16 protein-coding genes are annotated in these 20,038 nt (G+C 58.6%); 7 read left to right on the top strand and 9 right to left on the bottom strand.

Translation table 11 applies throughout. The features are described 5' to 3' along the window. Window positions 1-192 (bottom strand): hypothetical protein (locus PG887_RS18615; RefSeq protein WP_270822538.1); only part of this gene is annotated, 192 nt, incomplete at its 3' end. A gap of 53 nt (window positions 193-245) precedes the next feature. Between PG887_RS18615 and PG887_RS18610 the strand changes: the two genes are divergently transcribed. Beyond that, window positions 246-1,442, top strand: coding sequence for an NnrS family protein (locus PG887_RS18610; protein WP_104454892.1), 1,197 nt, complete (start codon window positions 246-248; stop codon window positions 1,440-1,442). Here PG887_RS18610 and PG887_RS18605 read toward each other — a convergent pair whose 3' ends face one another. Next, complete coding sequence (locus PG887_RS18605; protein WP_270822539.1) at window positions 1,443-2,015, bottom strand: helix-turn-helix domain-containing protein; 573 nt, start codon at window positions 2,013-2,015, stop codon at window positions 1,443-1,445. A 113-nt stretch (window positions 2,016-2,128) separates the two neighbouring features. Here PG887_RS18605 and PG887_RS18600 point away from each other — a divergent pair, with 113 nt between their 5' ends. Together PG887_RS18600 and PG887_RS18595 are read left to right on the top strand one after the other, a co-directional pair. Continuing rightward, the gene (locus PG887_RS18600) at window positions 2,129-3,280 is read left to right on the top strand and encodes a benzoate/H(+) symporter BenE family transporter (protein WP_270822537.1); all 1,152 of its coding nucleotides are present in this window, start codon (window positions 2,129-2,131) and stop codon (window positions 3,278-3,280) included. 147 nt (window positions 3,281-3,427) lie between these two features. After that, on the top strand, window positions 3,428-4,492 hold the full coding sequence (locus PG887_RS18595; protein ID WP_042879160.1) for a DUF3103 family protein: 1,065 nt from the start codon (window positions 3,428-3,430) through the stop codon (window positions 4,490-4,492). Window positions 4,493-4,555: 63 nt separating this feature from the next. On the opposite strand, the gene metF is transcribed toward PG887_RS18595, so the two are convergent. Next, window positions 4,556-5,452, bottom strand: coding sequence for a methylenetetrahydrofolate reductase (gene metF / locus PG887_RS18590; protein WP_010674220.1), 897 nt, complete (start codon window positions 5,450-5,452; stop codon window positions 4,556-4,558). A gap of 327 nt (window positions 5,453-5,779) precedes the next feature. Here metF and PG887_RS18585 point away from each other — a divergent pair, with 327 nt between their 5' ends. After that, entirely contained in the window at window positions 5,780-6,571 is a 792-nt protein-coding gene (locus PG887_RS18585) for a GNAT family N-acetyltransferase (RefSeq protein WP_104452173.1), read from the top strand. Between the two features lie 60 nt (window positions 6,572-6,631). Here PG887_RS18585 and PG887_RS18580 read toward each other — a convergent pair whose 3' ends face one another. The 6 genes from PG887_RS18580 to PG887_RS18555 all read right to left on the bottom strand — a co-directional run bounded on the left by PG887_RS18580 (window position 6,632) and on the right by PG887_RS18555 (window position 16,735). Further along, window positions 6,632-8,095, bottom strand: coding sequence for an extracellular solute-binding protein (locus PG887_RS18580; RefSeq protein WP_270822536.1), 1,464 nt, complete (start codon window positions 8,093-8,095; stop codon window positions 6,632-6,634). Between the two features lie 8 nt (window positions 8,096-8,103). Then, the gene (locus PG887_RS18575) at window positions 8,104-10,083 is read right to left on the bottom strand and encodes a methyl-accepting chemotaxis protein (protein ID WP_039040116.1); all 1,980 of its coding nucleotides are present in this window, start codon (window positions 10,081-10,083) and stop codon (window positions 8,104-8,106) included. A gap of 197 nt (window positions 10,084-10,280) precedes the next feature. Continuing rightward, complete coding sequence (locus PG887_RS18570; RefSeq protein WP_104454894.1) at window positions 10,281-10,892, bottom strand: OmpW family outer membrane protein; 612 nt, start codon at window positions 10,890-10,892, stop codon at window positions 10,281-10,283. Between the two features lie 447 nt (window positions 10,893-11,339). Further along, window positions 11,340-13,034: a sensor domain-containing diguanylate cyclase gene (locus PG887_RS18565; protein WP_270822534.1), complete on the bottom strand. Its 1,695-nt coding sequence runs from the start codon at window positions 13,032-13,034 to the stop codon at window positions 11,340-11,342. 141 nt (window positions 13,035-13,175) lie between these two features. Further along, entirely contained in the window at window positions 13,176-16,004 is a 2,829-nt protein-coding gene (uvrA, locus tag PG887_RS18560) for an excinuclease ABC subunit UvrA (protein WP_270822532.1), read from the bottom strand. A gap of 92 nt (window positions 16,005-16,096) precedes the next feature. Further along, window positions 16,097-16,735, bottom strand: a complete 639-nt coding sequence (locus tag PG887_RS18555; protein ID WP_010674213.1) for a LuxR C-terminal-related transcriptional regulator — start codon at window positions 16,733-16,735, stop codon at window positions 16,097-16,099. Between the two features lie 517 nt (window positions 16,736-17,252). Here PG887_RS18555 and PG887_RS18550 point away from each other — a divergent pair. From PG887_RS18550 to PG887_RS18540, 3 genes are all read left to right on the top strand, one after another. Further along, window positions 17,253-17,822 (top strand): single-stranded DNA-binding protein, encoded by a 570-nt coding sequence (locus PG887_RS18550; protein WP_266140505.1) that lies wholly within the window; start codon window positions 17,253-17,255, stop codon window positions 17,820-17,822. Window positions 17,823-17,986: 164 nt separating this feature from the next. Further along, complete coding sequence (locus tag PG887_RS18545; RefSeq protein WP_041207317.1) at window positions 17,987-19,309, top strand: site-specific integrase; 1,323 nt, start codon at window positions 17,987-17,989, stop codon at window positions 19,307-19,309. Then, window positions 19,306-19,968 (top strand): hypothetical protein, encoded by a 663-nt coding sequence (locus PG887_RS18540; RefSeq protein WP_270822529.1) that lies wholly within the window; start codon window positions 19,306-19,308, stop codon window positions 19,966-19,968. The genes PG887_RS18545 and PG887_RS18540 overlap by 4 nt, the downstream gene beginning before the upstream one ends. Window positions 19,969-20,038 lie beyond the last annotated feature (70 nt).

Raw genomic sequence — 20,038 nt, 5'->3', positions numbered from 1 at the left:
ACTTCCTAAGGAAGTTGGCTCATCAGTTTGGCGTGGTTCGCCGTGCTGGTAGGGGCGCATTATAGGGAGCCGCGCCGTGATGACAAGGGCTTTTTCACCGAAAAGAACCGTTCGCTCAGATATACAGCAAAGCGGTTCTATTTCGTTCGCATCACCACCATTTCGGGCTGTCATTGGATTTAAATTGAACATTTGAAAAGCCACTTTATAATTGGCTTTTCAAATGTTCAATTAAGGTTTCATTCATGCACCAGATCCTGGATAGCCGCAAAGAGGAGAGAATCGTTCCTCTGTTCCGCCTCGGGTTTCGGCCTTTCTTCCTGTTCGGCGCCTTGTTCTCGGCTTTGGCGATGCTGGGCTGGCTGGGCCAGCTCAACGGCTGGTTCGCTCTGCCCGGGATTAGCAACCCCATCTGGTGGCATGCACATGAAATGCTGTTCGGCTTTGGTGCCGCCATAGTGGCGGGTTTTCTGCTTACCGCCGTCCAGAACTGGACCGCTCACCCAGGTGTACGCGGTTGGCCGCTGGCACTGGTCGTGGGATTGTGGGCCATCCCGAGAGGCCTGCTCCCCTGGTTTGGAGAAAGCAATGTCACTCTGATGGTCATGGACCTGGCCTGGTTGCCCCTCTGTACGTGGTTCCTCGCCAGACCCATCATAGTGACGCGCCAGTGGCGCAATCTCTTTTTTGTTCCCCTGCTTCTCGTGTTGACCCTGCTCAATACCGCTTGCTGGCGGTGGCATGCCGAATGGCAATTGGTGGAACATATCCTGCTTGCAACCGTGCTCCTCTTCACGACCCTGATTGCCGTCATGGGAGGACGTGTCATTCCCTTCTTCACCGCCAGAGCCACTGGGGCGGAAAAAGCACTCCCACTGCCGTGGCTGGAGCGCATTGCCCTCGCGTCTCTGTGGCTCATCCTGCTGCTCTGGTTAGTACTCCCGACCCAGTGGGTCCTCGGAATCCAGATGTTCCCTCTATATATAGTGGCGGCAGGGGCTCACCTCTACAGGCAGCTGCGCTGGCGACCCGGAATCACGGTGGCCCAACCCCTGCTGTGGTCGCTTCACCTGGCATACCTCTTTATCCCACTGGGGCTGACCGCCCTGGCGGCACGCACGGCTGGCTGGCCGATTGCCTTGTCACTGGCCAGCCATCTGTTCAGCGCGGGCAGCATGGGGGCCATGATCCTCGGGATGATAGCCCGTGTATCCCTCGGACACAGTGGCAGAGCCCTGCAGATAGGACGCAGGATCACGGCGGCATTTGCACTGGTCATCCTGTCCGCACTGTTGCGGGTCTTGCTCCCCCTCTTTTGGCCAGACCTCACCCTCACGGGATGGAACCTCAGCGGATGGAGCTGGGTTGCCGCCTACGGTCTCTTTGTCTGGGTCTATACCCCCATACTGACCAGTCCCAGGGCGGATGGCCGCCCCGGCTAGTCATCGCGTGGCCATGGCCGGATAGTGGATCAGATTGTGGAAGATGGCGGGAGCGACCCCAAGATTGCGATAGCCATGGGGACGGTCCGCTGCAAACCGGACGGCCTCACCCTGATCGAGGGAACGCCACGCCCCGTCCACCAGCACCTCCATCACACCGCTGATGACGATGACATGTTCGGTCACCCCGGGTTCATGGGGTTCTGACTCCCGCTGGTAGCCAAGTAGCAGGGTCAGTTCGAACAACTCGAAACCAAAGCGGGCCTCATAGGGGAAAAGCGGGGCAACCTGCATCCCCTCTCCCGCCGGCTGCTGTCGAATATCATCGGCAATACGGTATACCGTCTCTCCCTGCGCCGCTGGTGTCGGCTCAATGAAACTGGAGAAAGAGACCCGAAAACCGGTGGCAATCTTCCACAATGTTGCCACCGTCGGACTGGATTCACCTCGCTCGATCTGTCCCAGCATGGCCTTGCTCACCCCCGTTTCACGGGCGGCCATATCCAGGCTCCATCCTCTTTCAGTGCGCAGCCCTTTCAATCGCTGGGCCAGATAGCGACTCATCTCCTGCATCTGTTCTCCGATTACTTCGAACCACATTGTGCGCCATAACGCACAGCGCTATAGTCAAAACCACATTGTACGCAATAGCGCACAAGCTATCAGCATCCACAAGGAAGTTTCCCATGCCCCTAGCCCTCCCCCACATGGCCGCGGGACTCATCGCCGTATTGGTGGGTTACACGAGTTCTGTCGTCTTGATCATCCAGGCTGCCACGGCCGCCGGTGCCGATGCAGCCCAGGTATCTTCCTGGTTATGGACACTGGGTATCGGCATGGGGGTCAGCTGCATCGGCCTCTCCCTCTATTACCGGGTGCCTGTCTTGACGGCCTGGTCCACCCCGGGTGCCGCCCTGCTCATCACCAGCCTGGGGAACTTCAGTCTGGCGGAGGCCATCGGCGCCTTCATCATCTCTTCACTGCTGATCACCCTCTGCGGTATCAGCGGCTGGTTCGACAGGCTGATGCGTCACATTCCCGCCCCCCTGGCGGCCGCCATGCTGGCCGGAGTCTTGCTCAGGTTCGGGCTGGATCTCTTCAAGGTGGCACCGCAAGATCCTTTGCTGCTTGGCACCTTGCTACTGGCTTTCTTGCTGGGTCGCCACCTCTGGCCCCGCTACACCATGGTGCTGGTCCTGGCTGCCGGCATGCTGCTCTGCACCCTGAGGGGCGAGCTGCAACTCAACGAGGTTCACTGGCAACTTTCCACCCCGGTCTGGATCTCGCCAGCCTTTTCCATCGACGCCCTGCTCGGCATCGCACTCCCGCTCTTTCTCGTTACCATGACCTCGCAAAACATGCCGGGCATTGCCATCCTGTGCGCCCACGGCTATCAACCGGCCACTTCTTCCCTGATTGGCTGGACCGGATTCATCGGCGTGCTGCTGGCACCGTTTGGCGGCTATGCCTTCAACCTGGCCGCCATCACAGCCGCCATCTGCATGGGCAAGGAAGTGGATCACGATGTCACTCGACGCTGGCCTGCTGCCGTGTGGGCTGGATGTTTCTACCTGCTCACAGGCTGTTTCGGTGCCACCGTGGTTGCCCTGTTCAGCGCATTCCCTGCGGTGCTGGTCACCTGCGTGGCCGGGCTGGCGCTGCTCGGCACCATAGGCAGCAGCTTGCACAGCGCCTTGCAGCAGGACGAGGAGCGGGAAGCCGCGCTACTGACTTTCCTCGTGACTGCCTCGGGGATCACCCTGCTCGGGGTCGGGTCTGCCTGCTGGGGATTGCTGATCGGAGTGACATTGCATCAAGTCAACCGGCTCCGTGCCTGACCTGACCATCTGGGGAGACTCCAGTGAGACACAGCACATAATCCTGAGAAGAGCGTTCACATATGAACCTTATTCCTTTCTAGTGACAAAACGGCGCAGATCCTTCCCGACAAGCGCCGTTGTCAGACTCAATACTGGAGAACGAAGATGAGGAATCAGGCTGTCATTTTGTTATTGGCACTGCTGGGCGCCACCACGGCCCAGGCTGCCGACACCGATCGGGAGCTGGCACGCCAGCTCGCGCTGCAGCAGAAGAACCTGCTGCCACTCCTGAACAGTCAGGAATACCAGAGCCCGCTGCCCAACCTGCTGCAAAAGGCCAGCCCCCGCCTGAAGCGTCAGGCTCGGGGTGCCAACCAGGCGGCCATCAGTCGGCAAGGGCTGGATGGCGAGGTCAGGGAGCTGATGCAACTGCGGCTGGCCAATCCGGATCAGGCGGATGCACTGCAACAAGGGGTGGAGCCACTGGTTGCCTACATACCAAGTGGTGACGAAAAGAGCTGGAGCGCCATCGAGGCGTTCGACAGCGCCGGCAACCCGATCTATCTCGATGTGAACCAGCCGCCGGCGCGGCCGGTACTGGTGGTGGAGGCCGATCCGGTCAAAGCCAAGAATGCCGGCCTGAAGGTGATGCGAAAGGCGCTGGCTGCCGCCGACATGCAGGTGACGCCCCGTGCCACCAGCAACACCACGCCCCTCAAGACCAGCATTCTCAAGAAGATCAGGCTCAACGATGATCAGGAGCCCTGGCTGCTGGGCGCCGCCGAGGTCTATGCCGTCGTGGCCGGCGTCAATCCTGGCAGGGACGAGCCCGTGGTGGATATCGTCGACATGCCCTATCTCGACTACGACAACACCGACTACACCCCCAACCAGATCCTGGTCTATTGGGATCGCTACCGCTGGGGAGCCGTCGACGTGGTCATGATGGAGCAGGATGACAACGTCAATTACAAGGAGCTGAGCGCCCTCCTGATTGACGCACTCAAACTCGGCTTCACTGCGGGCGGCGTACCCGAGGCCCTGCCCTTCCTCGACCTCGGCGGTCGTATCGTCAAGGCACTTCCGGACTCCTGGATGACCAACAACGACGACTACCTCGACACCTTCTATACCCTGGAGCAGGACCAGAGCTATCACCAGTATCCCGGTGCCGCCGGCAATGCAGTCATCGATCTCGAGCCCAGGGAGATCCAGCCAACCCGGCCCTGACTGTCGCCCAAAACAAAAAGCCAATGAGAAGACTCATTGGCTTTTCTGTATCAGAGCCGCGGATCAGGCCTGACCTTTCGGCCTCACACCCAGTGTGTGACAAATGGCGTAGGTCAGCTCTGAGCGGTTCAGGGTATAGAAGTGGAAATCCTTCACCCCTTCCTGACTCAGCACACGCACCTGGTCGATGGCAATGCTGGCTCCCACCATGTTGCGCGTCATCTGATCGTTTTCCAGCCCTTCGAAACGCTGGTGCATCCAGCGCGGGATCTTCACGTTGGTGAAACCGGCAAACTTGGCCAGGGTCTGGTAGTTGGAGACCGGCAGTATCCCCGGCACGATCTCCGCATCGATACCGATGGCGGCGCAGCGATCCCGAAAACGCAGATAGGTCTCCACATCGAAGAAGAACTGGGTAATGGCCCGGTTGGCACCGGCATCTATCTTGCGCTTGAGGTTGAGCAGGTCGGATTGCGCACTGCGAGCCTCGGGGTGGCCTTCCGGATAGGCGGCGACCGAGATGTCGAAATCGGCTTCGGATTTGAGCAGGGCAACCAGGTCGGTGGCATACATGTCAGGCTTGTCGAGGCCGGGGGGCAAGTCTCCGCGCAGGGCCACGATGTGGCGAATGCCGCTGTTCCAGTAATCACGGGCAATGGTGCGCAGCTCGTCACGGCTGGCGTCGATACAGGTCAGGTGCGGGGCTGCGATGAGGCCGGTGCGCTCCTTGATGTCCTTGATCACCTTGTGAGTGCGGTCCCGGGTGCCCGAGTTGGCGCCATAGGTCACAGAGACGAATTTGGGCTCCAGCACCTGCAGGCGCTCGATGGACTGCCAGAGGGTGTTCTCCATCCCTTCGCTGTTGGGCGGGAAAAACTCGAAACTGACCGATATGTCGCCACCCAGATCCGCCAAACTCTGGTTGAGTGCCTCAACCTGACGCGCGCTGTGAAATCCCATCTGCTCTCTCCCTGTCCTGCAACCCATTCCTTCACGCCAAAACGGATGTTTGGACGTCTAAACGTCTTTCTATCTTTATGATAAAACGGATCAAAGTCAATACCGATTTGTCAGCGACAAGGGGGATTGCCGATTTTTTTATTTTGCAATTCAACCTAAGTAATGAGCGACCCCATCCCAAAATGCTGTCAGGCACGCTATGATGCGGGCGGATCGTCCTGGACGTTCTGAATCTGCGTGTGATTGTTTGGCCGGGTTTCCCGGCCTTTTTTTAACTTCTTTCCCCGCCTGCCGATAAGCAATTCAAGCGTTTGCAGGAGCCCCATCATGGAAGATCACCCCGGTTTTGCCACCGATCTGCTGTTCGATCGCTATCAGGGCGAGGTGACGGATCATGATGCGTTCTGGACCGTGCGCACCCCGGGCTCTCCAGACTACTACTTCGGCAACTACCTGTTGCTGCCCACCCCCCCAAGCGATCGTGACAAGGGCTGGCTCGAGGCCAGTTTCGACAGGCTGATTGGCTGGGATCCCCGTATCCGCCACCGCACCTTCCAGTGGCCCCTCGCCGCAGGCCAGAACAGCCGGGTCGCCGGGTTCGTGGCGGCGGGGTACCAATACATGGAGTGCGTGGTACTGGCGCTGAGTGCAATGGAGTGGCAAGCCCCCACCGGCAGCGACCTGGCCCCGGCTCGCCCGTTCACCGCGGCGGACTGGGATCAGTGGCTCGCCTTCGAGCTGGCAGAGCGGGATCCCACCCATTCGGAGGAGCGCTATCTTCCCTATCTCTTGTCACGCCGCCAGCTCTATCAGGCCATGATCGATGACGGGCTCGGACAGTGGTGGGGGTTATGGCACCAGGATCAACTGGTTGCCAGCTGCGGACTCTTCTTCACCGGCACCCTGGGACGCTTTCAACTGGTGCGCACGCACGCAGAGTGGCGAAACCGGGGGCTCTGTCGTCTGTTGCTGAGCCAGGTCGCACGCCAGGGACTGGCACAGGCCAGTTCGCTCATCATAGTGGCAGACGAGCACTATCACGCCCAGCGGGTCTATCGCGCTCTGGGTTTCGTGCCGGTGGCCCGTATCGGCAGCCTGTGCCGCTGGCCACGGGAATGACAGGTCATCATGCAGATGCAAAACGGGAGGCCAAGGCCTCCCGTTCTTCATGGTGAACCATCAGGGTTGTGCCCCCTCCAGTTCACTGGCGAGCGCCTCCTCCACTTCGGCAGGAGGCGCTGGAGCGACGGCTCCGGACACCGGTTCTGACGGAGGCTGGGTCGCGCTTGCTCCGGAGGGCGCTTGTCCATTCGGCACCACAGGAGCAGCAGGCTCGGTCCCGATGGCACCCGACGCAGGGACGGCAGGCACGCTCGCCTCACACTGACACTCCTGTCCCTTGCCCTGGTTGCCCTGATGGGGGGCATACCACCCTTTCGACCCCTGTTCCAGGCGATCGGCCGCCGCCTTGGGTGCCACGGTTCCCAGCAATACCTGCTGGCTCACCTCGGCCAGTTCATCCCCGAGCTTGGTAGTACCACGGGAGAGGATCTGGGTGGCAACCCGGATGGTGGAATCGCACTGATCCCGCCACTCCATCATCTCTCTGGCCGCCGGATTGGTGGCTTCAAAGAAGTGGTTGGAGAGCGAGAAGAAGCCGGGCAGCGAGTTGGTATAGAGCTCGGCAAACTGGGGAGTGGTCAGCCACTGCAGGAAGGTCATGGCGGCCTCCTTGTTCTTGCTGGCCGGATTCATCCCCATACCGATATCGGTGTGATCGGTGAAGAAACAGCCATCCCCCTGCTTTGCCACGGGCGGGCGCATGACACCGAAGTCCACCTTGCCGGTGAAGGGGGCAATCTCCCAGGATCCCGCCGCATAGAAGGCAGCCTTGCCCGAGGTGAACAGCTCGTTGGTGGTGGCGTAGTCGCGGCTCTCGCCCCCCTCCCCCAGGTAGTCACGCCAGCGGGCCAGCTCCTCGAACACCTTGACGTATTGCGGGTTGTTGAAGCGCTCCTGGCCCCCGATCAGCGCCAATCGACCATCCTCCCCCTTCCAGTAGTTGGGGCCTATGTTCTGGAAACCGAGCTCGGAGGCAACCCAGCTCTCCGAGCCGCTCACGGCGAGGGGAACATAGCGACCATCCGCCTTCACCTTGTCCAGGGCCGCGAAGAATGCCTCGCGGGTCTGGGGAACCGTCAGCCCCAGCTCACTGAAAATCTTCTTGTTGTAGAAGAAGCCGTGAATCACCGATGCCATGGGTACGCAGAAAGTCTGGGCGCCACTGTCGGTCTGCCAGGGGGATTGAGCAAAGCTCGGGAAGTTCTCCATCCCCGCCATCTCGCTCAGCTCCACCAGATGGCCCGCCTTGAACAGGGCCAGGGAGTCGTCAAACGGGCGACAGGTGATGAGATCCCCCGCCTTGCCCGCCTTGAGGCTGGCCCAGAGGGTCGGCATGTACTCGACGTTCTGCACCCCGTTGAATTTCACCTGAATACCCGGGTGGGCGGCCTCGAATGCAGGAATGATCTTCTGTTCCCACAAGGCCTTGTCATCTATGCGCCAGCTCTCTATCACCAGCTCGCTGGCCATCAGCTGGCCACACAACAGGAGACTCAGGGCCCCGATCCACTTGTTAGCCATAAGTCCTCCTACACCTTGAAATGGGCGATCAATTGCTGCTGCTTGGCGACCAGATCCGCCAGCACCTCACTGCTGCTGGCCGATTCCCGCGCCTCCCGCTCGGTCTCGTAAGCCACATCCGCAATGCCGGCGACATGACGGGCAACCCCCTGACTCACGGAGATCTGTTCCTGGGCGGCATGAGCCACCTGATCCGCCATCGCCTTGATGGCGCTCATCCGCTCGGCAATGGATTGCAGTGCCTCGTCCATCACCCGGGTCTGGGCCACGCAATCCTGGGTCTGCTCCTGGCTGCGTGCCATCACGGCCACCACGTGCTTGCTGGAACTTTGCAGGTTCTCGATCATGGCCTGGATCTCCTCGGTCGAGGTCTGGGTCCGGTTCGCCAGTGCCCGCACCTCGTCCGCCACCACCGCAAAGCCGCGACCGGCGTCCCCCGCCCTGGCCGCCTCGATGGCCGCGTTCAGCGCCAGCAGGTTGGTCTGCTCGGCGATGCTGCGGATCACGTCGAGGATGCTGCCGATGTTGTCGCTGAATTCCCCCAGCTTGTGGGTGATGCCGACCGCCTCTTCCATGGCTCCCGCCAGTTGTTCGGTGATCTGGCGCGTAGTCGCCACCTGTTTGCGTCCGGCGCGGGCCTCTTCATCCGCCAGGTCCACCTCGCGCTTGGTGCCGTCGGTGGAACGCGCCACCTCGGTGGCACTCACCTCCAGCTCGGTGATGGCGGCAGCCACCTGATCGGTCTGGCTCTTCTGATCCTGCACCCGTGACATGGCCCGCTCGCTTATCTCGGCGGCGCGGCTCGCCTCGTCCACCAGATGGCGCGAGCCGGCATTGATCTGGGCGAGCAGCTCGCCAGTCTTGTCTGCCAGGGTATTGATGGAGCGGGTCAGGCTGCCAAACTCGCAGCGGCTCTGGTAGTCGATGCGCCGGGTCATGTCACCCGTGGCCATGCGATCCAGCTCCCGATCGATGAGTTGCAGCGGACGCTGGATGCTGCGGGCTGTGGTGTAACCGATGAGGAGCGCGGCGGCTGCGGAGATGGCCGACACGATCAGGATCCAGGCGCTGGCGCTGCTGACGGCGTCATCCGCCCCGACCCGGCTCGCGCTGGCAATGCTGCCCGCCGATTTGGCCATCTCGTCCAGCAGCGCCAGGCTGTTGACCAGACTGGTGTCGAGCTGCTGGTTCAGGGACTGCAGCGAGGCCGCCAATTGCTGGCCATTGCGCATGGTCGCCAGCAGCCCTTTCGGGCCGAGGGCCAGCTCCTGCATCCGATCGAGGTTGACGATGAAACGCTGCCTCACGTCATCGGGCACCTGCACCCGTTCGAGCCGTTTGCGTGCCATCTCGATATCCTTGCCGAGCACCTTCTCCAATTCATTGAGATCGGTCTTGGCATCGGCCCGGCGGATGTTTTTCAGATCCCGGGCAATGCCGGAGGTGATGAGTTCGGCCTTGTTGCGCATGGAGCGTTTGCTCGCGGTCTGCTGCAACAACAGGTCGGCGGCCCACTGGTAGGTATCTTCCAGCCGGATGAACGCCAGCTCCAGTTCATGGCGCCGATCGAGTGCGGCCACCCACTGGCCGTGCTGGGTCAGCACCTGATCCGCCAACCCGTAGAACTCGCGGGTCGCCCCGTCGACCTGGCGGAACCGCTCGCTCGCCTCGGCCACCCCGTCAAACCGGGCCATCTCCTTGCTCTGGGCCAGGAAACGCTCCTGCTGCGCCTTGAACTGGCTGGCCAGTTGCGGCAACTGGGCCGCCTCCTCGCTGGTTCTGTAGGTGAGCACCCAGCGGTTGCTGTCCTGCAGTGCCCCCTTGAGCCCGGCGACTGCGATCACCAGGGGGGTGGCACGATCAGAAACCTGGGAGAGCCCCTCGTTGATCCCCCGGATCTTCAGAATACTGATGAAGCCGAGCAGAACCAGCAACAACAGCATCAGCACGAAGCCGGCGATGATCCGCTGCACAATAGATAAACCCATGGAGGCATCCTCACTCGTTGGGGAAAGGGGTGAATGCCGAGGTTATCGGCAGCGGGGTGCAATGGAATAGCGGTTCGTGACGCGATGGCGGGCCAGATCACAGTTGGCGTGACATGGCAGGCAGAAAAGGGCCCGAACAGAGCCGGGCCAAAGAGACATGCTTGGTTGTCATGGCCGAGCACCGGCCACGTTTGTCATCAGAAGCGGTAGCCGACGCCGAACATGAAGGCCACCGGATCGATGGAGGTGTTGATGGTGCCCACGGCGGTATGCACATCGGTATCGATGTCGATGAGCCAGGCGGAGGCGTTGACGAACCAGCGGTCATTGATCGCCATGTCCAGGCCCACCTGACCCGCCATCCCCCAGGAGGAGTCCACGCTCACATCCGTCCCGGCCAGGGCACCGCGCCCTTCCTCGTCGAAGAAGGTGGTGTAGTTGATACCGGCCCCCACATAGGGGCGCACCTTGCTGTTGGCATCACCGAAGTAGTACTGCGCCATCAGGGTCGGCGGCAGGTGTTTGACCTTGGCGACCTCACCCAGGCCGGCAGTCGACACCGAGTGGGAGAAGGGGGTCGCGGCCAGCAGCTCGACACCCCAGTTGTCCGTCAACATGTAGGAGAGGGTCAGGCCAAGCTGCATGTTGCTGTCGATCTCCAGCTCGCCCGTCCCCAGCACGTTGTCACTGCTGGTCTGGGGAGAGACGAACGCCAGGCCACCACGGACCAGGATGTCACCGGCCTGATGTGCCATGGCGACGGGGGAAGCAAAAGCGGCTGCGATTAACAGAGGAAGGATATTTTTCATCACATTATTCCTTTTTTGTTTTCTTTCTATGTTGCAAGCCCGAAAACTATAAAAGGATGTGAATGCCGAGTTATTGATTTAGCTCATACGTTACAAAGAAATAGATAGATGTGTACAGCAGCTTCCAACCATGCTGAGCATCGAGAAAAACATCAAAAATATCAAATAAAAACAATGAAATGGATAGATTTCCCGCCTTACCAACAACAATAAGAAATAATTTCCATATATCTTATTGCGGATAAAAACGACTGAAAACGGTTGTTTCACTCGTCCAACAAGAGTATTTTTGCGGGCCATGTAGCCGGGCTGTAAATAATTCTTTATGAAACCACAAACCAGAAGGGACAAAATAGTAGCCATATTGGCAGCCATCTGGGGCATTGGCTCTTTTCTGTTTATTTTGCTGGGTTTCGTGCTCGGCATGGCCTTGTTGATCCTGACCCATTAGACCGGTTGGTTGGCGTGGGAGGCCTGGCACAACAGCCACTCCCCTTCCGCCAGCTGCTCCGGGCTCAACCTCCACTGTGCCCGCCCCAGCTCGCCGCTGTATCCACGCCAGCGATCCCGGCCCTCCTGTTTCGCCCGGTACAGGGCCATGTCCGCCAGCTTGAAACTCAGACTCCAGAAAGAGTCCTCCAGCTCCGCATGCAGAGGATAATCGCAGAATCCCAGCGAGACGGTCATGCGCAGCGGCAGCTCCTCCCGCCCGAAACGGCAGTCGGCGATCTTGCGGCGCAGGCGCTCGATCCGTTCCGCCACTTGTCCTGGCTCCTCTCTGGCCAGCAACAGCATGAACTCCTCGCCACCCAGCCGGATCAGCGGCTCCTCCTCATCCAGCGTCCCTCGCAGCAGTTCGGCCAGCTGACATAACAGCAGATCGCCGATGTCGTGGCCGAAGCGATCGTTGACCCGTTTGAAGTGATCCAGATCCAGGATCACCAGCACCCAGCCTGCCGCCGGATCCTGGCGGTTCAGCAACCACTCATCGAGATAACGGTGGTTGAAGGCATGAGTCAGTGGATCCGTATAGGCGGCGACCTCCATGCGGGAGGAGTGGGCCTGCAGGGCACTGTGATGCAGGTTGATCCTGGCCGCCATCTCGCGGAACTTGCGGCTGAGCAGCGCCATCTCCTGGCTGCTGTCGATGATGGGCAGCACGCTCGCATCCTGCTTTTCGGTAAACTGGTGCAGCGCCCCCACCAGCTCGCCGATCGGCCCCAGCACGATGGCCCGCAGCCGGGCCAGAGCCATCAGAATGCAGGCGAAGCTTATCAGCAGCATGCCGATGAAGGTCCAGATCGCCCCCTCCATCGCCCCCAGCAACACGTCCCGCTCCTCGTCCACGATCAGGGTCAATACAGGCTCGCCGTCGTTGTCGAGCAGCAACCCCTCCCCTCTGACCTGCTGCAACCCGAGATCGACCAGCCGGTAGCTCATGTGCGGTCCGAGCGGTTTGAAGGAGCCCAGATGCTCGCGCGTTCTTGGCTGGGCTATGGTCAGCGTGAGCGCGGTCCGTTCCCCCAGATCCTGCAGATAGCGCTTGTCCAGCCAGCGAGTCGCCAGCAGATAGCCGTTGGGTTTGACGCTGCCGAGGGTATCTGTCACCGGCTGCAGCGAAAAGATGAGCGGTCCCCACTGTGAGCGCCTGACGCCACTCAGGCTGCTGATGCCCGCCTGCCGTGACTCGCGCAGCAGCTGCAGCTTGAGATCGTCCAGAAAGGAGGGCAACAGGGTGGTATCCGTGTCCGGCGCGTCTGGCGCGTCTGGCAACAGGGTGCGGGTCCAGATCTCCGAACCCTGCAAATCCATGTAACTCAACACGTTGAGTTCAAAGTCCCGCATCGGGGTGTCAACCATCAGATTGGAGTTGATGTAGGCCTGGTTGGGGTGGGCCAGAAAATGGTAGCTCTGATCCCAGATCCCCCAGTCCCGGGTAAAAGCATTCATGGCGCCGATGTCGTTCTGCACCGCCCTGATCACCCGCTGCAGGTGCTCCTCCATCCGCCGCTCCTCGACCCGCTGCGCCGCCGGCACCTGGGCCAGTGCGATCACGATGAGCAGCATCAGGATGGCTCCGGCCCAGACCGGAAACATGGAGTAGGCCAGCAGATGGTCGATGGAGCGGGACGGTTGAGCCATTGGCGCCAATATCCTTTGAATGGCAATGCGAAGCGGGAAGGGTCTTGCCCCAAGTATGGAGGATAGGCCCGCCGAGAGGTCACTGAATTACCACAATAAAAACAAGGGGTCCAGGGCCCCTTGTCACAATTATTGAACGCTTTATCTGGCCAGCAGAGGTGCCAGGAAGCGGGCCGTATGAGAATCCTCGCAACGACTGATCTGTTCCGGCGTCCCCGTTACCAGGATGCGGCCACCACCGGCGCCCCCCTCAGGCCCCAGATCGACGATCCAGTCGGCGGTTTTGATGACGTCCAGGTTGTGCTCGATGATGACGATGGTGTTGCCCCGATCCCGCAGTTGGTGCAGTACCTTGAGCAACTGCTGGATATCGTGGAAGTGCAGCCCCGTGGTCGGTTCGTCCAGGATGTAGAGGGTCTGGCCGGTGTCCCGCTTGGAGAGCTCCCGCGCCAGCTTGACCCGCTGCGCCTCGCCGCCAGAGAGCGTGGTAGCGGACTGACCGAGCCGGATGTAGGAGAGGCCCACGTCCATCAGGGTCTGCAGCTTGCGCGCCACCGCCGGCACCGGATCGAAGAAGGCACGGGCATCTTCCACCGTCATCTCGAGGATTTCGTGGATGTTCTTGCCCTTGTACTTCACCTCCAGGGTCTCGCGGTTGTAGCGCTTGCCCTTGCAGACGTCGCACGGCACGTAGACGTCCGGCAGGAAGTGCATCTCCACCTTGATGACCCCGTCCCCCTGGCACGCCTCGCAGCGTCCCCCCTTCACGTTGAAGGAGAAGCGGCCCGGCTGGTAGCCACGGGAACGCGCCTCCTGGGTGCCGGAGAGCAGCTCGCGGATCGGGGTGAACAGGCCGGTGTAGGTGGCCGGGTTGGAGCGCGGGGTGCGGCCGATGGGGCTCTGGTCGATATCCACCACCTTGTCCAGATGCTCCAGCCCCTCGACGCTGCGATAGGGCGCAGGCGTGGACTCGGTGGCCTTGTTCAGCTCGCGGTGGGCGATGCGGAACAGGGTGTCGTTGATCAGGGTCGACTTGCCGGAACCGGAGACGCCGGTGACGCAGGTCATCACTCCGATGGGCAGATCCAGGTTGACGTTGCGCAGGTTGTTGCCGCTCGCCCCTTTCAATTTCAGCCACTTGCCAGTGAGCGGGGTGCGCTCGGCCGGGATGGCGATCTGCTTGCGCCCGGAGAGGTAGTCACCGGTCAGGGACTCGGGGTTCGCGATGATCTCCTCCGGCGTCCCCTGGGCGACGATGGCACCGCCGTGCACGCCAGCCCCCGGGCCGATGTCGAGCACATGGTCGGCGAGGCGAATGGCATCCTCATCGTGCTCCACCACGATCACGGTGTTGCCGAGATCACGCAGGTGAGTCAGGGTCTTGAGCAGCCGCTCGTTGTCACGCTGATGCAGGCCGATGGAAGGCTCGTCCAGCACGTACATGACCCCCACCAGGCCAGCCCCGATCTGACTGGCCAGCCGGATCCGCTGCGCCTCGCCACCGGAGAGGGTCTCGGCGCTGCGCGACAGGCTCAGATAGTTGAGGCCGACGTTCACCAGGAAGCCGAGCCGCTCGACGATCTCCTTGAGGATCTTGTCCGCTATCTGGGCACGCTGACCGGACAGGTTCAACCCTTCGAAGAAGGCCAGGGCATCGCCGATGGACTGCTCGGCGATGGCGGGCAGGTTGCGATTGTCCACGAAGACGTGGCGGGCTTCTTCCCGCAGTCGGCTGCCACCGCAACTGGTACAGGACTTGTTGGCGATGTATTTGGCCAGCTCTTCCCGCACCGCGTTGGATTCGGTCTCCCGGTAGCGGCGCTCCATGTTGTGCAGGATCCCCTCGAACGGGTGCTTGCGCACCACCACGTCGCCGCGGTCATTCATGTAGCGAAACTCGATCTCGGTGCGCCCGGAACCACGCAGGATCACCTCCTGGATCTTGAGCGGCAGATCCTCCCAGGGGGTCTCCAGGTCGAACTTGTAGTGATCGGCCAGGGATTTGAGCATCTGGAAGTAGTAGAAGCTGCGCTTGTCCCAACCACGGATGGCGCCGCCAGCCAGGCTCTGGCCCGGATCATGGATGAGCTTGGCGGGATCGAAATACTGCTGCACTCCGAGACCGTCACAGGTGGGGCAGGCCCCCGCCGGGTTGTTGAAGGAGAAGATCCGGGGCTCCAGCTCCGACATGGAGTAACCGCACTCGGGGCAGGCGAAGTTGGCGGAGAAGGTCATGGGGGCAACCCCATCCTCCCCGTCCATCGGCACCACCAGCACGATGCCGCCGGAGAGAGTCAGCGCCGTTTCGAACGATTCGGCCAGACGCAGCGCCAGGTCATCGCGCACCTTGAATCTGTCCACCACCACCTCGATGGTGTGCTTCTTGTGCAGCTCCAGCGCGGGAGGATCCGACAGATCGCACACTTCGCCGTCGATGCGGGCGCGGATGTAACCCTGGGCCGCCAGGTTCTCCAGCAGCTTGGTGTGCTCCCCCTTGCGGTTGCGCACCACGGGGGCCAGCAGCATCAGCTTGGCGCCTTCGGGCTGGGCAAGCACCTGATCCACCATCTGGCTGATGGTCTGGGCCGCGAGCGGAATGGCGTGGGTCGGGCAGCGTGGCTCGCCGACCCGGGCGAACAGCAGCCGCAGGTAGTCGTAAATCTCGGTGATGGTGCCAACCGTCGAGCGCGGGTTGTGGGAGGTGGACTTCTGCTCGATGGAGATGGCAGGCGACAGCCCCTCGATGTGGTCCACGTCCGGCTTCTCCATCAGGGAGAGGAACTGGCGGGCATAGGCGGAGAGCGATTCCACATAGCGGCGCTGCCCCTCGGCATAGAGGGTATCGAACGCCAGGGAGGATTTGCCCGAACCGGACAGGCCGGTGACCACGATCAGCTTGTCACGTGGCAGGATCAGGTTGATGTTCTTGAGGTTGTGGGTGCGGGCACCCCGGATCACGATTTTTTCCATCTTGTTGCGCGCTCGATACGGGAACCAGAGCGGGCCAGTATGGCATAGAGACTACTGGATGAATAGACAGTCTTTCCTTCCGTACCCCTTCCTCAGAGATACTCCTTGGCCCAGCTCACCGCCTGCAACCGGTTCTTGACGTTCAGCTTCTTGAAGACGTTGTAGAGATGGGATTTGACGGTGTGTTCGCTCACGAACAGGCTGTCGGCGATCTCGGTGTTGGAGGCCCCCGTCATCAGGTGACGCACGATCTCCTGCTCGCGGGCGGTCAGCAGCGTCTGCTGACGCTGAGGTTGCCCGCTCCCCTTGCGGTAGTAGTCCACCAGGTCGCACAGCAGGTGGCGCGGGATCCAGTACTCCCCCTGCAACACCTTGCGGATGCCGAAGACCAGCCTGTCCAGCGTGTCCTGACGAAAGAAGAGCCCGCTGGTATGGGGCCACATCAGCAGCAGCTCTTTGTTGGTGCTGGTCGGGGCATTGAGCAACACGGCACTGGCCTCGCCAAAGCGCTGGCAGATGGCATTGCTCCACAGCTCCTGCTGGGTCGACTTGAGGTAGTCCAGATCGATCAGCAGCAAGGTTTTGGGGGCGCCCTCTGCAACGTCTGGCAGGTCATTCAGCTCCCCCACCAGCAAGATGGGCAGACCAAGCTCTTCACTGAGGTGACGCTGGAAACGGGAGGCTTGTGCGTTATTTTCGGTGATCAGCACCAGGAGGGAGTCGGGCGTCATCAAGAGAACTTCCTTGCACATTCGAGTCGGGGCTTTTTGGCAAGGAAGAGTACCAATCCCCCTCCCGGCTGCAGCATTAAAAAAGTATTAGACGCATCGGTGGCTCCTTTGAAGCCCAGCAATTTTCCAGCCAATACAATTGGCTAGCACGCCCCCCCCATTTGGGGGGTCAAGTAGTGCCGGTGCGCACCATAACAGCTCCGCCCTCTTCACGCAGCCTGCCCCAGCCGCCTCCCCTTGCTGGTGGCACCTTACCTCGGGTAAGTTACTCAGGCTGTGGCGATCCATTGACGCCACAGTGGCAGGGAAGATGTGCGCTCATGCCCGTCAACTGGTACTATGGCGGCCAAACGCTGCGGCCGATCCATGACGCCTCTGCCGGCAAGCTCCGGCGCAGCCAGGACACTGAAGAGAGATGACACCCGTCCAGGGCGCGCATCTCGTTGCAAACAAACGCATTATTGAATGGGCCCAGGCATCTGGCCTGGCCGGTATACATAAGGGTGGAAGAGAGATTATGGCCAGTCGAGGCATCAACAAAGTCATTCTGATCGGTAACCTGGGGCAAGACCCGGAAGTGCGCTACATGCCGAGCGGCGGTGCCGTGACTAACATCACCCTGGCCACCTCCGATACCTGGCGCGACAAGCAGACCGGTGAGCAGAAAGAGCGCACCGAATGGCACCGTGTCGTCTTCATGGGCAAGCTGGCCGAAGTGGCCGGCGAGTACCTGAAGAAGGGCTCCCAGGTCTATGTGGAAGGCAAGCTCCAGACCCGTAAATGGCAGGATCAGAGCGGCCAGGAGCGCTACACCACCGAGGTGCTGGTCGATAGCTTCACCGGTGTGATGCAGATGCTGGGTGGCCGTCCGCAGGGCGGTGGCCAGGGCATGGGCGGCCAGTCATCCCAGGGCAACTGGGGCCAGCCGCAACAGGCTACACCGCAACAGAACATGCAACGTCCTGCTGCCCCGCAGCAGAACATGCAACCGCAAGGCGGTTACGGCCGTCCGGCCCAGCAGCCGCAATCCGCCCCGCCGGTCTACAACGAACCGCCGATGGATTTCGACGACGATATTCCGTTCTAGATCTTGTAAAAGATGAAAGTGTAAGAATAAATCACTTTCACCATCTTGAGTGCAAAGCAACCCAGCAGAAATGCTGGGTTTTTTTATTTTTGCATTTCACTTGCCATCGCGATTTTCAGCACTATAACTTTATGTATGAGGAAAATGTAAGATTAGGATGCACAGTGTACAAGCTAGATAGATTGATTTTTGCAAATGGTGAACGTTATCCAGTCTTAATGGGCAATGATGGTATGCCTCATTTTCTTGCAACCCTCTGGGTGACAACAAAACTTCGTAGCAGCTTGTCGGTGAATACCATTTCAAATCGCCTAGGTGCATTAAAGTGGTTTCTTCAATGGGAAGAAAATAAACACAGAGACCTGTTCTCTGAGTTTCAGAAAGGTAAGTTTCTTAGCGACACTGACATTGACAACATCAGAGAACATCTCAGTCATGATATTTCTCATTTCAAAGGCTTAGCTAAAAGCAAAAAAACCAGAGATAAGGTCATTGATTTATTTAACACCCCAAGACTAATCAGTGTCACCCCCACAGTGGGACGTAATAACATTTACAATCGTGTGACAGCTATTGCAAGTTATTTAGATTTCATTGCTAGAGTAGCTGTACAGAACTGTAATAGCACTAAACTGCTCACAGAAATTAACAGTATGAATAAGCGCATACTTGCTGTTCGCCCTAAAGGCAAAGGTAAGAATGTTTTAGATAAACTAGATGGTAAAGACTTGCCAGATGGATTAATTGAGGAATTTATGGCTGTGGCACAATTTGACCACCCAAAAAATCCGTTCAAACACGCTTCGACAAAAAAGCGAAATCATCTTATGTTTTTACTTTTAAAAGAACTAGGCATACGAAGAGGTGAGTTACTCTCACTATCTATTGAATCGAACTTTCTAATGCTTCACGGCCCCCAAAAATTCATATGGGTAAAACGCCACCATGATGACATATATGATCCTCGCAAAAATCAGCCTGTAGCAAAGACGAAAGAAAGAATGTTGCGAATTAGAGATGAAACTGCGGCACTCATTGATGACTACATCATAAACATACGGGCAAAGACTCCGAACGCGAACAAGCATCCATACTTGTTTGTTACACATAGGAAGGGGAAAACTCAAGGACAGCCAATATCGACCAGCACATTTGACAGTATCATCGTGCCAACAATGAAATCTGTGGATGAGCGGTTCAAATCGATCCACCCACATTATTTTAGGCATAACTGGAACCAGTGGTTCTCCGAAATAATTGACAAAAACAATGATCTATCTAAAGACCCAAACAGTAACCGTAATTTTATTTCATCTAGTGAAGAAGCAAAAAGCCGAATGTATCAAATGGGGCACACATCAGAGAGCTCTGCCAAACCATATGTTGAACGCCATATTCGCAATAAGACAAACAAGCTAGTGCTTGAAGAGCAAGAAGAATTACAGAGACTAATTATTGAATCTCAAAAAAATAGAGGATATGAATGAATAAATATGATTACATTGAGGAAGAAAATGACGATCTCCCATCAACATTCAGCTCAAAAAAATTAGTATCAAAAGATGGATACAGCTTTGACTTTCACTCAGAATACTGGATGTTGAATAAAGATGTCAGCATTGCATTCATGCCGGATGTTTTATCTATGGAACCAAAACTGCTGGATGGATTTAAAAAAACACTAGCAACCTATGCTGAAGAACAATCAGCACACCATACATCAAATATGTATCTACGCTTTCAACGACTATTGCGAGACACTAAATTCAAAAATCTAGATGAGGATGTATTGCTCAATTGGCGAGCGATGCTTGATAAAAACAATGAATGGTACTTAGGTGCACTCCGTGGTTTTCTTATTAGCTGGAATGAATATGGATATTATGGTGTAACAACAGAGATGGTGAAAACACTCGAAATACTAACTCTATCAGGAAACAAGAAAGGAGTGTCTGTCGCTAATCGTTGCCCTGAAACAGGTGCCTTTACTAGCAATGAGGTACTTGCATTAAATCATGAACTTATTCGCTTATTCAGGAATAACTATATCTCATTTCAATGCTATGCATATGTGAGTTTATTGCAGGCTACTGCTAGACGCCCCACACAGTTACGACAAATAAAGGCTGCTGATTTATTTACCTGATTACCCATGACCCTCAGCCAGCTTCAAGAGCCGATATGGCATCGGAGGGCTTGCCACGACTGCATGCCCC

Origin of the sequence: Aeromonas sp. QDB14, assembly GCF_027707845.1 — a bacterium.
Taxonomy (GTDB): domain Bacteria; phylum Pseudomonadota; class Gammaproteobacteria; order Enterobacterales; family Aeromonadaceae; genus Aeromonas; species Aeromonas caviae.
The sequence above is the reverse complement of the archived record's forward strand: the minus strand, read 5'-3'. Positions and strand labels throughout refer to the sequence as shown.